Below are 14,570 nucleotides of genomic sequence, written 5' to 3' on the forward strand. Positions count from 1 at the left end.
GCGCAGGAAAAAACGTACAATTGATTGGTAAAATCGGTGTGATAGTTTTTTTCTATTTCGGCATCATCTGCAAACCAGCCTCGCCCGGATTTGCCTTACGCTTTTGGCGGCAATAAAGGGTGGCTACGATAGTAACCGCCGTAACTAAAATCACACTGCCTATGCTGCCACCCAAGATTGCTCCTGTTGATGACACAGAGCTATTTTCTGTCTCCGAACGGGTACTGTTGATATTTCTAAGTGTCGATTGGACAGAAACGTCCGGAGCAGCCCGGGAAGGCTTAATCTTGTTATCTGTAAAGGGAACGCCTGTTTGAGAAACACGGGAACTTGTGGGCAAAGGCTTGCTTGTCATTCTTGTCATTCTTGTCATTGATGTTGTCAGAGCCGGAGTGGTTGTTTGACGGTTGGTTGATAAGGTGGGGAATGGCTTTACAGGTGTTGTCGCTACCAGCGTTTCTGTTGGCATGAGCGTTGTTTTTGACAGCATCGCGTCTGTTTTTATGGTGACTGTTTCAGTCGTTGGTGTAGAGGAGGTCCCTGTAGTGGAAGTTTTTGCGGTGGATGATAATGAAGTACCATCATCAACCCACAGGTTAGGTAAAAATTTCTTTCTTACTTTGCCACCGGAATTTGGCAGCAATGTATTTCTCAGGGTGACTGTTCCCAGGATGTTTTTATACTGTCCACCTAAAAGGCTTGCCAGGCTTTCAGACTGGCCGTCCAGAGTAATGCCACCCCAGTGAGAAGGCCAGCCATCATAACGAGTCATTGAGATATTGCTAAAGCTGCCATAGACAGGCAAATGCTTATATTTAATGAAATCATTAAACCTTACATAAATGGGAATCATTTTTGAGCCATAACCAGCATCAGCACTGAACCTGGAGCCTTGAAACGTTGTATTTCTGATTTTAAACCTGACAGGGTTGACCAGGGTGATCAGTCCTGCGTCACCATCATTCAGGTAAGGGTCAAAATTGATGATGGAAAGATGGTTAATATCTGTAAGGTTCGTATTGGTAACGTTGATAGCCGGACTGGCTACCTGATTGTCTTTATGCTCCCGGTAGTTGATAGCAACGTTACTTATTTTTACCGAATTAACGCCATTAATATCAAAATACCTGGAAAGATAATTTTTCCTGATAATCAGATTATTAAAATGAATGGCTGTATTTTTACCGGAAACATTAAACAGCTTGTCTGTATTTTTATTTTTTGATGAAATCCATGTTTTAAAACTGAACCCGGAGATAACACAATTATTGCAGTTAAAAATAGTTCCTATAACATCTTCCTTTATATAGGAAGCTACTCTGTACTTTGCAGCCGGCTTCAGCATGGGCTGTATATTATCTAGACTCGTAACACCAAAAATAGCAATATTATTACAGTTTGCGATCGTAATAGGATGACCTGAATTCAAGTCATAAGTGCATAACCCATGACTTTTCTTGCATCTATTCCAGTTGACTCTTTAAATGCCTCATAAGGAGTCTTGTAGCCCAGGCACTTTCTTGGCCTGTTGTTCAGCTTATCCACTGCAATGATGACATCTTTTTCTGTCACGCCATTAAGCTCCATCGACTTGGGGAAATACTGCCTTAGCAAACCATTAGCATTCTCATTCTGGCCTCTTTCCCAAGAATGGTAGGGGGCAGCAAAGTAGCTGTCACATTTTAAAGCTTTGGCAATTGATTCATGCTGAACAAACTCCTTTCCATTGTCGTATGTTATTGTCTTTACAAACCTTTTCAGAGGCTTGAGTACGTCAATTATTCCCTGTTTAACCGCTTTTGCCTTCTTGCCTGGTAGAGGGACAGCAAGGCGAAGCTTGGTTTTTCGTTCATCTAATGTAGCGATGGCTCCTTTATGATTTTTACCTATTACAGTATCAGCTTCCCAGTCACCAACTCGCTCTCTGTTGTTGACCACTTCGGGGCGTTCTTCAATGCCAACCCGATTTGGTATACCGGTTCGGTTATGAGCTGAACCGTATCGCTTTCGATAAGTTTTTTTCTGGTGCCTCAAGTGCTTATAGAGCGAGCCTCCGCGCCGTTTATCATCCGCTACAAATTGATAAATCGTCTCATGATGCAGCTTGATTACACCGTCCTTTTCAAGCCTTCCAGCCACTTGTTCAGGACTCCAATCTGAACGGATATCGTTTGAAATACGTTGTTTAATGTCGTCTGTCAGCTTAATAGCTTTTGGCTTATCTTTGTGCCGCTGCCGAGCTGTGCGATTAGCCTGTTGGTGCCTGTACCCTCTTTGCCCTTTATTGCGGTTTACTTCTCGCGACACGGTAGGCTGTGAACGGCCAAGCTTTTTAGCAATTTTGTTTTGTGAAGTCCCATTTTTGAGTTCAGTTTCGATATAATATCTCTCTTCAGAGCTCAGGTGTGTATAGGCCATCCTTGGCTTCCTCTGTATGGTTTGGTTGCTTTACAGAATACCCCTGAGTTCTGATTCACTTCAAAGGTTCTGAAACAATCCTCTGGTTACAGAGGTTATGCACTTATGATACGAATTCAGGTGAGATAAATTCTGTGTGCCAATGATGAGAAATAGTTTATTACTCTGATTAACAATAGAGATCGATGTATTATCCGCTAATGACTTAACTTCAAAGTCAGCGGAATTCTTTTCAAGAAATTTAAGGCATAACCGCCTGTCTGATTTGACAAGACGGTTACAGACCTTCATGTTTTCTGCGCCCCTGTCAACGGGAGAGGGTGTTACCGTTTGGGTGGCATTGACCTGTATTGTCGCTGCTGGTGTTACCACCATTAATGAATGGGAACGAGTATGGCTTATGGATGGATATGCTCTTGACAGGATCGGTGTCAACAGTACAGGGAGGGTAGACATTACGTTATTAACCCTACTGACAGAGGTAGACTGCACGTTCAACCCTTTTATTTGAAGATTTGGAAGATTAATAATGTTAGTTTTACTGCTACCATCCTCTACCGTTAAGTCCTTGATTGTCACTAAGCCTTTAACCTGTCGGTAAGCTTCTATTAACAACCCAGCCCATAAACCGGGTGTACCATCAAAGCGTATCCCCTCAGCCCTGTCGGTGATTAACCCAAAACCACTAAAGTCAAATTGTTCAATGACCCCATTAACCCGTTTTTTTATATATTTCTCAGGACTCTCAAACGAGATGGAAAGCCCTATATAAACGGGGTTTGTTGGTTGCCCATAAGAACTGGCAGCAATATCTGCATTTAATACAGTAAAATCAACCGGATTAATCAAACTTATTATTTTTTTGGGTTCAGACGGATTATAAAAATCTTCAATATCAATTTCACTTATTGAAATATTTTCAAGTTTGATCTCAGGCGTATTTTTTATGGTAATGGCAGGTTCCTTTAATTTATTGTTATCTTCACTACTGGCGTAAAAGTTTGATATTGTCAGTGAGAGTATATTCTCAGCCATAAAATATCCGGTCTCAGTATGAGTGTCGCCTTTCGCTTCTATATCATTCAAATGCACGATAGACTTGCTGCCTTTTACAGTAAATATTTTCTTTATTTTTTCATTATAATCTTGAACATCCCTATCAACAGAAAAACCCGAGATTAAGCAGCTCTCACACTGATCAATACTACCAATGATTTCCTGCCCGTAATAACTCGGGTGAGTAAGCCGGTACTTATAAATTTCTCTAATTCCTTTTAGCTTTATTGATTCTGGTACATCTTCAGGCTGCTCCGAGATGGTTAATTTTGGTTTTTTACCATCACTTTTTTTAACGCCAAACAAAGCGATCTGATTAGAGCTTACAATAGTGATTGGATAGGGTAAAACACTGTCCTCATCAAGAAAAAAAATAGTGTTACTTTTATTATATAGGTAAATTTCGCTATCTTTTTTCAGCTCCTCTGTCTGGTAGTCTCCCGGATATTTTTTGATAAAATCGAGACAGGGTTGCTTATCATCATCCGACAACCTGTTGCAGACATTATTATCAGAAGAAACAGATGCCTCGGAAAAAAGTAGACATGTTAAAAAAAAACACCAACTAATCTCTTTATGTACTGCATAATTCGCTCATGGGAAAATGGTTTGAAAGCGACGGATAAGCTTAGCAAAAGGGCATTAAGTCAGCTGAGTGCTACAGACTGGTGTCGTAAAGACTTCCCCTCTTGTTACCATTATTTTTACTATTTTTTAAAGGTTCTCACTGCCAATGAATGCGAGTCGTTCCGACCTGATCAGTGCTTTACAGCAATTTCATCGCCGACATTTTCAATCGTACCAACAGCAACACCATCAACCACCCACTGTAGAACACGACAGTGACTGGCCTTCTCCCTGTGAGCAGGGTGAAGTCAAAAATGGTGAAACCGCACATTGGCAGCCGGTTCCCTGCGAACCTCCATTGGATTTTGCCAATATTGAACAGGCTCTTGAACTGGAGCTTCATCCGGATATCAAAACGTATTTTGGCAGTTTCTTTTGTGCCAACCTTGCCGCACAAGCTTCAGACGGGAAGCTGGAGCTGTTGTTTCCCTGGAGCCCGGAAGACTTTGAACGACTGCAGGAAAATATGCTGGGGCATGTATGGATGAAGCGCCAACTCAGGCAGCAGGAAACGGTATTTTTTGCTGTGACGGATATTGATGATGTCATTCTGTCTGTGGTCAACAGTACTGGTGAAATCTGGGCTGAAAAGGTGGGCAAAAAGCCTCACCGGAAGATAGCCGGTTCAATGACTGAATTTATTACCAGTCTGGAGCCGGTTGTCTGATAATTAACAAACCTTGTTAAATCCTGGGCCTTTCCTGATCTGGCAGGGGAAATATGGCATTTTCTATGCAGGCGGCTGGACCAACTGGTTTGACAGCCAGGAGTCTGCGCTGCGATCAGCCAAAGCCATTGCAGCAAAATTGACATCCTCCCCCACCTGAGGAGGCTGTCGCAGGAGGTATTACGCGGTTTTTTCATAACGTGATTCTGTGAGAAACAATAGTGCAAACCACCGTATCGCCTGTAACGTTAACCACGGTGCAGGCGGGGTCCAGAATCCGGTCAACGGCAATAATGATACCCATTGCTTCCAATGGCAGCCCCAAAGTATTCAGCAGTACACCAATGGTCACAATCGCGCCTCCGGGAATTCCACCCGTAGCAATAGCCAGCAACAGAGCAGTAAACCCCAGGTCAATCAGTTCAACCCTGTTCAGAGTCAACCCGTAAGCATCAGCAACAAAGATACAAGCAACCACCATATAGATCGCCGCACCCGACATATTCATGGTGGCGCCAAGCGGCACAGAGAATCCGGCAATACGACTAGAGACGTTCAGCTTGTCAGTCAGTGTGCGCAGAGTCACCGGAATCGTGGCATTAGAGCTGGCAGTGGACAGGGCGAATATCATCTGTTCACGGGTTTTTCGGATAAAATCCAGTGGATTGCGACCGGTAGTGAGAAAAACCACCAGCGGATAAAAAACAAACAGCCAGAACAAAATCACCAGCAAAGCGGTTCCCACATAAGACAGCACGCTCAGAATGCTATTCATATCCAGGGTAGCTGCCAGCTTGGCAGTCAAAAAAAAGACCCCCCAGGGAGCCAGTGACATGACCATAGTGACCAGCTTCATCATCACATTATTGGCGACAGCAAACGCGTTACTGGCTCTTACAGAGTCCGGTTTGTCCAGCTTTTTAATAGCCACACCGGTAATCAGGGCCATAAACAGAATTTGCAGAATATCCCCTTCTGCAAACGCCTGAAAAGGGTTCACAGGAACAATATTAACGACCATCGCCAGCAACGAGGGCGGCTCTTCAAGGCTAAGAGTGACAGAAGGATCAGCCAGTCCCAGATCTGCCCCCAACCCCGGCCGCCACAGGCTGGCAACAAAGATAGCAGCCACAATAGCAACAACGGTATTCACCAGATAAAGCCCAAAGGTTAATACCCCCAGACGACCAAACTGACCGATGTCTTCCAGTGTGCAGACCGCATTGACAATAGAAATGAAGATCAGGGGCATCACCACCAGCTTGATCATGGCGACAAACAGGGTACCACCGGTTCCAAAAGTGTTTGTAATCACCACTGTCTGCAGGAAGCCATCCGGAGCTGCAAACGCCTGCACAACACCGCCAAAAACAAGGCCGATAATCAGCGCAATTAGAATATGAGAGGCAAGGCGATTATCCATAGTATCTGGCTCCAGAACAGACAATACCGACGTAGATGAAGCTTAGCGACAACAACCGGGACCTTCCTGCTTATCCCCCGGAACAGCGCACAAAAAAAACGCCCCGAAGGGCGCTTTAGAAAGGAGCATGAGTTAATAATTTCTTTCGTATCAATCAGGCAAATGCTGAGTTGGCTGAGCCATAGCTTTCCTCAGAACCTCCGGCTTCATGACATACTTCGGTATGGGCAACAATAGTGCTGACGGCCGTGTCGCCGACTACATTAACCACAGTGCAGGCAGCGTCCAGAATCCGGTCAACGGCAATAATGATACCCATTGCTTCTACCGGCAGACCCAGGGTATGCAACAGTACACCAATAGTCACAATCGCTCCGCCGGGAATTCCTCCCGTAGCAATAGCCAGCAGGAAAGTGGTAAAGCCCAGAGTGACCAGTTCAGCACCGCCCAGTGTCAGACCGTAAGCATTGGCAACAAAGATGGTCGCCACCACCATGTAGATGGCCGCACCGGACATGTTCATGGTGGCACCCAGTGGCACAGAGAATCCAGCTACACGACTTGAGACGTTCAGCTTGTCAGTCAGAGTGCGCAGAGTGACTGGAATAGTGGCATTGGAACTGGCAGTAGACAGTGCAAACATCATCTGTTCACGGGTCTGGCGAATAAACTCCACCGGGCTGCGACGGGTAATAGCCCCCACCACCAGCGGGTAAAACACAAACAGCCAGAACACAATCACCAGCAGGCCGGTTCCTACGTAAGACATAACGCTCAGAATGCTGGCCATATCCAGGGTTGCCGCCATCTGTGCTGTCAGGAAAAATACCCCCCACGGAGCCAGAGACATAATCATGGTGATCAGCTTCATCATCACATTGTTGGCAACGGCAAAGGCTTTACTGGCACTGTGTGTGTCGTGATTTTCCAGCTTCTTGATAGCCACACCAGTAATAATCGCCATGAACAGGATTTGCAAAATATTACCTTCCGCAAAGGCCTGGAAAGGATTCGCCGGAACAATACCAATAACCATTGCCAGCAGTGATGGCGGCTCCCTCAGACTGAGGCCGACAGAGGCATCAGCCATTCCCAGATCTGCGCCTAACCCGGGCTGAAGAAGAGTGGCCAGGAAAATAGCAGCAGCAATAGCAATCACCGTATTGATCAGGTAAAGCCCAAAGGTTTTCACTCCCAGACGACCAAACTGGCTGATGTCTTCCAGTGTACAGACGGCATTCACAATGGAAATAAAAATCAGCGGCATAACCACCAGCTTGATCATGGCAACAAACAGGGAGCCAGCGGTACCGAAGGTGTTTTCAATCAGATACGTCTGCAAAAAACCTTCCGGTGCTGCAAACGCCTGCACCAGGCCACCAAATATAAGGCCAATAAGCAAAGCAAGAAGTATACGGGGGGCTAGATTACTACCCATTAAATGCCTGGCTCCCAGAACAGAAAATGTTCGCGCAATATGAAATTTATTAATAATACGCGCACTTTATAGATGAGCCTCAGACAACACAACCCTGTGAAAAGTAAGAAATTTCAGAGTTTTTTTCTGCAAAAAGAGTAATTAAAAAAAATATAAATGGATATTGTTCTTTTTTCCTAAATATACCCTTAACTGGTCGTATGATCGTCAAAAGAAAAAACCACAATATTTTTTTACGCGGCTTGTACGTATAGCGATGTAGGTTGGGACGAGCGGAACGCGTTTATGCCCTTGGGTAATTCCCAACACGGGAGCTCAATGTTATTCACCGTGTTGGGAGTCTCTTCGTTCGTCCTAACCTACGCAGCGAAGCAGATATTTTCTGTCTTAGAACCAGTAGCTGAACTGCATACCGAAGATGTAGGCGTCGCCACCTGCTTCAAATTCATACTCAACATTACCAAACCCAGTACTTTCAACTTCCTGTCCTTTTTTCTGGTCACCATCCAGATAAGCAAAGCCTGCGTCAATGGTCATGTTTTCCTGAATGGCGTAGGTTGCACCAATGGAATACCAGAAACGGTCACTGTCTGGAATGCTGAGCGTTCTGTCATCTCTTTTCACTGGACTGTGGTCAATTGCGACACCTGCCCGGAGCGTCCACTGGTTGTTCAGGTAATGGGTGACACCTGCTGAATATCTCCATGCATCTTTCCAGTTTTCTTCTTTCTCGAAACAGACACCGTTTCCAACCTTGCATGAAGAGGAAGTTGCTTTCAGCTCTTTGAAGCTACTCCAGCCCGTACGGAGAACACTGTATGAGACTGCCCATTTCGGAGCCACTCTGTGGTAACCAGACAATTCCCAGAGATCCGGAAATTCAATATCCAGTTCGGCTGATGTATTGGTTAATCCCTCTCCGAGGAAATCACCCTTGCCTTCAAGGGTTGTGTCAATGCTTGAGCGATACGTCAAAGCAATCCGGTTATTCTGGTCTATTTCCCAGATCGCGCCAACGTTCCATCCATAGCCATAACCATCCCCTTCCATTTTGATAGCACGACGTCCTCCGATACCCGGAACTTTTGGGGGAATATAGCGATTCAGCTCAGCATCGGCGTACAAAACATTCAAACCAGCACCGACACTAAATTGTTCATTAATACGATAAGAGCCGTTTACTGCCCAGTTCACCGTCATAAGATCGGTATTACCACCGCCTAGAGAACCAACATTCTTTGGGTATTCCGTTGACAAACCAAAGTTTGAGAAAACCGATGTACCCACAGCAAACTGTTCATTAATTGGGTGGATATAGTGCATATTTGGCACCCATGCGTCCGGAGCAATATCTTTGGCTTTACCTGTATCGCCATAGGTTGCACCATGAACTTCTGCATCCACACTCGGATTAATATAAGTAAGACCGCCAGAGAATGCAGCCCTGTCAAACATTGCCATCGCAGCAGGGTTTCTTGCCCCCACAGCGGCATTGTCAGCAATGGCACCTTCCCCGGCAAAAGCCCGGCCTAAACCCGTGGCAGAATGTTCAACTAACTGAAAACCAGCAGCCGCTGCGTGTTGTGAAGCGAAGGCAATCGTGGTCGCAAGCAGGGTTTTCTTAAGTAGACATTTATTATTCATAACGGCTTCCTGTTTCTTAGAATTATTATTTGTACCTGACCTGTCTGTGTTTCAGTCAGGTGTCGCCGGGAACAAAAGATCCAACTCCCGAAACACAGCCATTATAAGTATAATTTCCAAAAAATATACGACTATTGAGTTCTTTTAGCCGATTTCCCAAATAGCGGCTGCAATTCATTCGGAATTTCACATAAACTTGCCGCTTCGCATTTATTACCACTAATTTCTTATACCGATAAGTGAAGTATTATGAAAGATTCCGCCCTGGTCGCAGATATTGGCGGCACTAATGCACGGTTTGCCCTTAGCCATAACGATGTGCTGGATTCAAAAAGTGTACAGATTCTGACCTGTGACGATTATGAAAATCTTGATGCAGCCTTTAATGCTTACCTTGAAGCACAAAACACAACGGTAGACGAAGCCTGTCTTGCAATGGCGTGTCCGGTCAGTGAAAACATCAGCATGACCAACAACCACTGGGCGTTTAACTGCAAGTCCATGCAGGACAAGCTGAGGCTTGAGTCTTTCAAGGTCATTAACGATTTCACGGCACAGGCGCTTGCATTGCCTGCCCTTAAAGACAGTGAACTGATCAAGGTGGGTCGGGGCGAAGGCCTGGAACATGCTGCCCGCCTGATTATCGGCCCTGGCACCGGCCTGGGGGTAGCAGGACTGAAAGAAGTTGGTGAACACTGGCTGCCACTGCCGGGAGAAGGTGGCCATGCTGCCCTGTCTGCGGTGAGTGATCTGGATATTGCGGTTCTTAAAGAACTGCACAAAACATCAGACTTTATTTACTGGGAATCCATTCTCTGCGGCTCTGGCCTGGAGAATCTGTACCGCGCCCACAGCGCTCTGGCAGGCGAAAACAACAGACTCAAAGACTTTGAAATCACTCAGCAGGCACTGGCAGGCGAAAAGGTGGCAGAACAAGCCCTTGAACATTTCTGCGAACTGCTCGGTCGAGCCGCCAGCAATGCGGCTCTGACGCTGGGGGCTCGTGGTGGCGTTTATATCGTCGGTGGCATTATTCCCCGCTTCCCGGAGTTCTTTGCTGAATCAAAATTCCGGGAAGCGTTTGAAACCAACGTTAAAATGGTGGATTACCTGCAACAGATACCAACGTATCTGGTGGTGGCTGACAACCCCGGACTGATCGGTGCCAGTGCTGCTCTGCATAACCCCCTGGTCTAATCTCTTTATCCGCTGGGTTGGTAGTCAACCCAGCCTGATGCTATTACTCAATAAACAGACCACTCAACAAGCAGATCAATCAGGAAAGCATCCCAACTCGTATTGTATATAGTCTTTTGCCTGATAATAGTCTTCGTTTATTTTTTCTGATGACCAAGGGTCTACTTTATAAAAATAACTGGCAGCGTTGTTATAAACTTTCCAATAATGCCCTTGCTTAACGCAGATGATTGTATGTTGAAAGTCGAAACCACCAGGTCCACTGGCTAATACTGTTCTCAAGGCTATTCGTTCCGTACGTAAAATATGCCTGCTGTGCCAATCCATATAATGACAGGCATCCAACCGTAGTACTTTTATTCCAGGTGCAGACTGTGGCATGCAAGTACCATCGTCGTCATGGTAGATGCGGTTTCCCTCTTCCTCACGCCTTATCTCAAGCGCACAACCGTTCATCGGGAAAGTCAGAATAAGTGTACCGTCAGGCTCTCCAAAGGGAACGAACAGCGAGTTTGCATCATTCTGTTCGTATCCACAGTACCAGTCCTTTCCTGCATCTGTTAAGCGTACATTAAGCATCACAATACGGTCATTGTTAATGAATGGCATACCGGTAACATTGCACCTGCCTGACAGGAAGTACTCTTCGTCGTCTAATTGCACAATGAAGCCTGTTGTCCGCACCGTATCAAATGGCCGCAGTCTGAGAAAGGCTAAATCCACCATTAGTAACGTTACCAGCTTACCTTCTGAACTCCGGGAGCCTGTCGAACTTAAGTTCGACAGGCTTATAGAATATAGCTCAAGAGAAGCCAAACCCTGCCGCAACTACCTCCCGGTTAGGAACAATGCAAAGCCACTGTATGCCAGGGCAATGGAAAATATTTACTGGGAATCCACTCTCTGCGGCTCTGGCCTGGAGAATCTGTACCGCGCCCACAGCACTCTGGCAGGCGAAAAGGTGGCTGTAAACAGATCAATCAGGAAAGCATCCTAACTCGTATTGTATATAGTCTTTTGCCTGATAATAGTCCTCGCCTGTTTTTTCTAATGTATAAGGATCCAGTTTATAAAAACTACTGGAAGCGTTGTTATAAACTTTCCAATAATGCCCTTGTTTAACGCATATTATGGTGTGTTGAAAGTCGCAACCACCAGACGACCCACTGGCTAATATTGTTTTAAAGGCTACTCGTGCCACGCGTTCAATATGTCTGCTGTGCCAATCCATATAATGACAGGCATCCACCCTTAGTACTTTTACTCCAGGTGCAGACTGTGGCATGCAAGCACCCCTGTCGTCGTGGTAGATGCGGTTTCCCTCTTCCTCACGCCTTACTTCAAGCGCACAACCACTCATCGGGAAAGTCAGAATAAGTGTACCGTCAGGCTGTCCAAAGGGAACGAACAGCGACTTTACATCATTATATTTGTATCCACAGTACCAGTCTTCGCCTGCATCGGTTAAGCGTACATTAAGTATTACAATACGATCATTGTTAATGAATGGCATACCGGTAACATTGCACCTGCCTGACAGGAAGTACTCTTCGCCGTCTAATTGCACAATGAAGCCTGTTGTCCGCACCGCATCAAATGGCCGCAGTCTGAGAAAGGCTAAATCCAACATTCGTAACGTTACCAGCTTGCCTTCTGAACTCCGAAAGCCTGTCGAACTTAAGTTCGACAGGCTTATAGAATATAGTTCAAGAGAAGCCAAACCCTGCCGCAACTACCTCCCGGTTCGGAACAACGCAAAGCCACTGTAAGCCAGTGCAATGGAAAACAAAGGGTTCATCCAGTTAAGCAATGCCCATGGCGCATACTCCAGAACCGATACACCCAGTGTTGAGGCAAAGAAGGCTCCACCTGTCGTCCAGGGAATTAATGCGGTCGTCAGCGTTGCACCTTCTTCCAGTGAGCGACTCATCACACAACGGTCTAAACCTTTTTCATCGTAGGCATCGCCAAACAATTGTCCACCCAGAATAATCGTCATGTACGCTTCACCCATCCCCATATTGCCAAACAGGCTGGTGATAATGGTGGTTGCTACCAGTGTGGCAGCACGCTTTACCCGGGACAGAATGCCGACAATCAGCACTCTGAGAAAACCAAAGCGATCCAGAATACCGCCTAATGCCAGTGCCATAAGGGATAGCGACAACGTCCACATCATGGATGAGATGCCCCCCCGCCCCAGCAATGAATCCAGCTCCGCCACTTCGGAACGGACACTGCCGCCATAGAACAAACTGTTCAGCACCACGCCAAATTCCTGCCCTTGCAAAACCAGAGCCAGCAGAACCGCCACGATGGCAGATCCGGCCATTGCCAGTTCAGCAGACACTCGACGTGTACTAAGTATCAGCATGGCTAACAATGGCAATAGAGCCCACAGACTGATATTGAACGTTGAACGCAAACCGTCGGATAAAGAGTCCAGGTGTTCAGCAGGCAATACGCTCTCGCTGTAGTTCAACCCATAAAACGTAAACAGTGCCAGCACGATTAAATAGACGGGGCCACTCGTATAACTCATGCTTTTTATATGAGCGTACAGATCGGTTCTGGATGTCATAGCCGAGAGGTTTGTGGTGTCTGAAACCGGCGACATTTTATCGCCAAAACTGGCACCGGAAATGATCATGCCTGCCACAACCGCCACTGGAAAACCCATGGACTCACCAATGCTCATCAGCACCACACCTGCCGTGCCAACGGTTCCCCAGCTGGTACCGGTCGCCAGAGACATGATGGTACAGAACAACAGCCCTGCCGGTAGAAAGATGGCTGGTTCAATCAGACGAATACCGTAATAAAGCAGAGTGGCCAGCGTACCGCTCTCAATAAAGGCAGCGATAATGACTCCGATCAGAATGAAAATATAAATGGCGGATAATGCACTATGGATACCGTCATTCATGGCACTTTTTATGGTGTGGTAATCTGCGCCCAACCTCCGGGCGCTCACGCCTGCAATTAGCAGGCACAGCAGCATAAGACTGTGCAGGCTGGTCTGTAATATAAAAAGGCCAGTGCCGATCGTAATAACAATAAGGCCAAAGGTCAGCAACGCATGAAGAAATCCCGGTTGTCTGGAGTGTACAGCCAACTTCCCACCTTCCTTGTGTTTGATTAAATTATTAATGTTTCTACGGTCTGCAAGACTAACAAAGCTGGAGCATAAGGGCTATTGAATGCCACTCAACAGCCCGAACAGCCGTCTTTATTTTTGTTTCTTAATCTGGTTTCGAACGTCTTTATGACTGTGTTCCATTCCTCCATCACCGGGCTTCCAACCCTGTGGCACCAGCATGCCTTCGTTTTCCTCTACAAATTTCAGTGCTGCCGCTTTCCGGTAAAGTTCGTCAACATCCCGCCCTATGCTGTTCATCTGCACTTCTGAAATCTGAACCTTACCCTGCCTGTCGATAAAGAATGTAGCCCGCAGTGCCAGACCGTCCTCGCCTTCGACACCATAGTTTCGAATAATCTTGTGATCGGCATCAGACACCATGATAAAGTCCGCATCACCAATACCAATCGGCGTATTCCTGTCACCCGCAGCGGGTTTGTCCGACCTCATACGCCACGCCTGATGTGAAGCCTCTTTATCTTTATTCAGATAGGCTTCGTCTGTAGACAGCACCAGTACCTCGTAACCAAGTTCGTGAAAGTCGTCAATACGGTTTTTCAGGGCAATCAGTTCAGTGGGGCAGATAAAGGTGCAGTTTTTCGGATAGGTCAGCAACATAATCCGACCTTTGCCAATCAAACTGGAGAGACTGAATGTTTCCACCAGCTTGCCAGCAGGGTTACCCTGTTGCGGCACCACTGCCGGTGCTTCAAACAAAGGGGCATAGCTGCCGGGAATCGGAAAGGCTTCTGCAGAAGACGCTGTCAGGGTCAGAGAAACCACCGCAGCAGAAATAACAGTAAACGTTCTGATTTTCATAACAACCTCGGGTACAAAGTACGAATCAGGTTTAGCAGAAAATCAGATCAGTGGAGATAAACTCAGGGGCATTAGAATCAGAAGTGTTCTGAATAGCATCTACCTGCGATATAACTGGTATAATCGATTATTTACCCACATT

12 protein-coding genes are annotated in these 14,570 nt (G+C 46.2%); 2 read left to right on the plus strand and 10 right to left on the minus strand.

The features are described from left to right. Positions 1–52: 52 nt before the first annotated feature. Genes NX722_RS18505 through NX722_RS18515 form a run of 3 tightly spaced genes read right to left on the minus strand, consistent with a single transcriptional unit; the run spans position 53 to position 3,966 of the window. Complete coding sequence (locus tag NX722_RS18505) at positions 53–1,429, minus strand: hypothetical protein (protein WP_262564323.1); 1,377 nt, start codon at positions 1,427–1,429, stop codon at positions 53–55. Further along, the gene (locus NX722_RS18510; RefSeq protein ID WP_262563592.1) at positions 1,426–2,418 is read right to left on the minus strand and encodes an IS30 family transposase; all 993 of its coding nucleotides are present in this window, start codon (positions 2,416–2,418) and stop codon (positions 1,426–1,428) included. Before NX722_RS18510 ends, NX722_RS18505 begins: the two co-directional genes overlap by 4 nt. Positions 2,419–2,478: 60 nt before the next feature. Further along, positions 2,479–3,966 (minus strand): hypothetical protein, encoded by a 1,488-nt coding sequence (locus NX722_RS18515; protein WP_262564324.1) that lies wholly within the window; start codon positions 3,964–3,966, stop codon positions 2,479–2,481. Between the two features lie 241 nt (positions 3,967–4,207). Here NX722_RS18515 and syd point away from each other — a divergent pair, with 241 nt between their 5' ends. Then, positions 4,208–4,768: a SecY-interacting protein gene (syd, locus tag NX722_RS18520; protein WP_262564325.1), complete on the plus strand. Its 561-nt coding sequence runs from the start codon at positions 4,208–4,210 to the stop codon at positions 4,766–4,768. 193 nt (positions 4,769–4,961) lie between these two features. On the opposite strand, the gene NX722_RS18525 is transcribed toward syd, so the two are convergent. The 3 genes from NX722_RS18525 to NX722_RS18535 all read right to left on the minus strand — a co-directional run bounded on the left by NX722_RS18525 (position 4,962) and on the right by NX722_RS18535 (position 9,273). Further along, positions 4,962–6,191 (minus strand): dicarboxylate/amino acid:cation symporter, encoded by a 1,230-nt coding sequence (locus NX722_RS18525; protein WP_262564326.1) that lies wholly within the window; start codon positions 6,189–6,191, stop codon positions 4,962–4,964. Positions 6,192–6,345: 154 nt separating this feature from the next. Further along, on the minus strand, positions 6,346–7,629 hold the full coding sequence (locus NX722_RS18530) for a dicarboxylate/amino acid:cation symporter (RefSeq protein ID WP_262564327.1): 1,284 nt from the start codon (positions 7,627–7,629) through the stop codon (positions 6,346–6,348). A gap of 387 nt (positions 7,630–8,016) precedes the next feature. After that, positions 8,017–9,273 (minus strand): outer membrane protein transport protein, encoded by a 1,257-nt coding sequence (locus NX722_RS18535; RefSeq protein ID WP_262564329.1) that lies wholly within the window; start codon positions 9,271–9,273, stop codon positions 8,017–8,019. 249 nt (positions 9,274–9,522) lie between these two features. Here NX722_RS18535 and glk point away from each other — a divergent pair, with 249 nt between their 5' ends. Further along, positions 9,523–10,470 (plus strand): glucokinase, encoded by a 948-nt coding sequence (gene glk / locus NX722_RS18540; RefSeq protein WP_262564330.1) that lies wholly within the window; start codon positions 9,523–9,525, stop codon positions 10,468–10,470. Positions 10,471–10,545: 75 nt separating this feature from the next. Here glk and NX722_RS18545 read toward each other — a convergent pair whose 3' ends face one another. The 4 genes from NX722_RS18545 to NX722_RS18560 form a co-directional block, all read right to left on the minus strand. Next, a complete protein-coding gene (locus tag NX722_RS18545) occupies positions 10,546–11,196 on the minus strand; it encodes a hypothetical protein (protein ID WP_262564331.1) in 651 nt (216 codons plus the stop codon). A 250-nt stretch (positions 11,197–11,446) separates the two neighbouring features. Next, complete coding sequence (locus tag NX722_RS18550) at positions 11,447–12,100, minus strand: hypothetical protein (RefSeq protein WP_262564332.1); 654 nt, start codon at positions 12,098–12,100, stop codon at positions 11,447–11,449. A 102-nt stretch (positions 12,101–12,202) separates the two neighbouring features. Then, positions 12,203–13,585 carry a Na+/H+ antiporter NhaC gene (nhaC, locus tag NX722_RS18555; protein WP_262564333.1) on the minus strand — a complete coding sequence of 461 codons (1,383 nt, stop codon included), beginning with the start codon at positions 13,583–13,585 and terminating at the stop codon, positions 12,203–12,205. Positions 13,586–13,699: 114 nt separating this feature from the next. Continuing rightward, a complete protein-coding gene (locus tag NX722_RS18560; protein WP_262564334.1) occupies positions 13,700–14,428 on the minus strand; it encodes a redoxin domain-containing protein in 729 nt (242 codons plus the stop codon). Positions 14,429–14,570 lie beyond the last annotated feature (142 nt).

This window comes from Endozoicomonas gorgoniicola (genome assembly GCF_025562715.2).
GTDB lineage: Bacteria > Pseudomonadota > Gammaproteobacteria > Pseudomonadales > Endozoicomonadaceae > Endozoicomonas_A > Endozoicomonas_A gorgoniicola.

Excerpts from the sequence above, each read along its gene's own strand:
- NX722_RS18545 (WP_262564331.1), bottom strand. The coding sequence starts at position 11,196 with ATGGTGGATTTAGCCTTTCTCAGACTGCGGCCATTTGATACGGTGCGG.
- NX722_RS18510 (WP_262563592.1), bottom strand. The coding sequence starts at position 2,418 with ATGGCCTATACACACCTGAGCTCTGAAGAGAGATATTATATCGAAACT.
- NX722_RS18560 (WP_262564334.1), bottom strand. The coding sequence starts at position 14,428 with ATGAAAATCAGAACGTTTACTGTTATTTCTGCTGCGGTGGTTTCTCTG.
- NX722_RS18525 (WP_262564326.1), bottom strand. The coding sequence starts at position 6,191 with ATGGATAATCGCCTTGCCTCTCATATTCTAATTGCGCTGATTATCGGC.
- NX722_RS18530 (WP_262564327.1), bottom strand. The coding sequence starts at position 7,629 with ATGGGTAGTAATCTAGCCCCCCGTATACTTCTTGCTTTGCTTATTGGC.
- NX722_RS18535 (WP_262564329.1), bottom strand. The coding sequence starts at position 9,273 with ATGAATAATAAATGTCTACTTAAGAAAACCCTGCTTGCGACCACGATT.
- NX722_RS18550 (WP_262564332.1), bottom strand. The coding sequence starts at position 12,100 with ATGTTGGATTTAGCCTTTCTCAGACTGCGGCCATTTGATGCGGTGCGG.
- syd (WP_262564325.1), top strand. The coding sequence starts at position 4,208 with ATGAATGCGAGTCGTTCCGACCTGATCAGTGCTTTACAGCAATTTCAT.
- glk (WP_262564330.1), top strand. The coding sequence starts at position 9,523 with ATGAAAGATTCCGCCCTGGTCGCAGATATTGGCGGCACTAATGCACGG.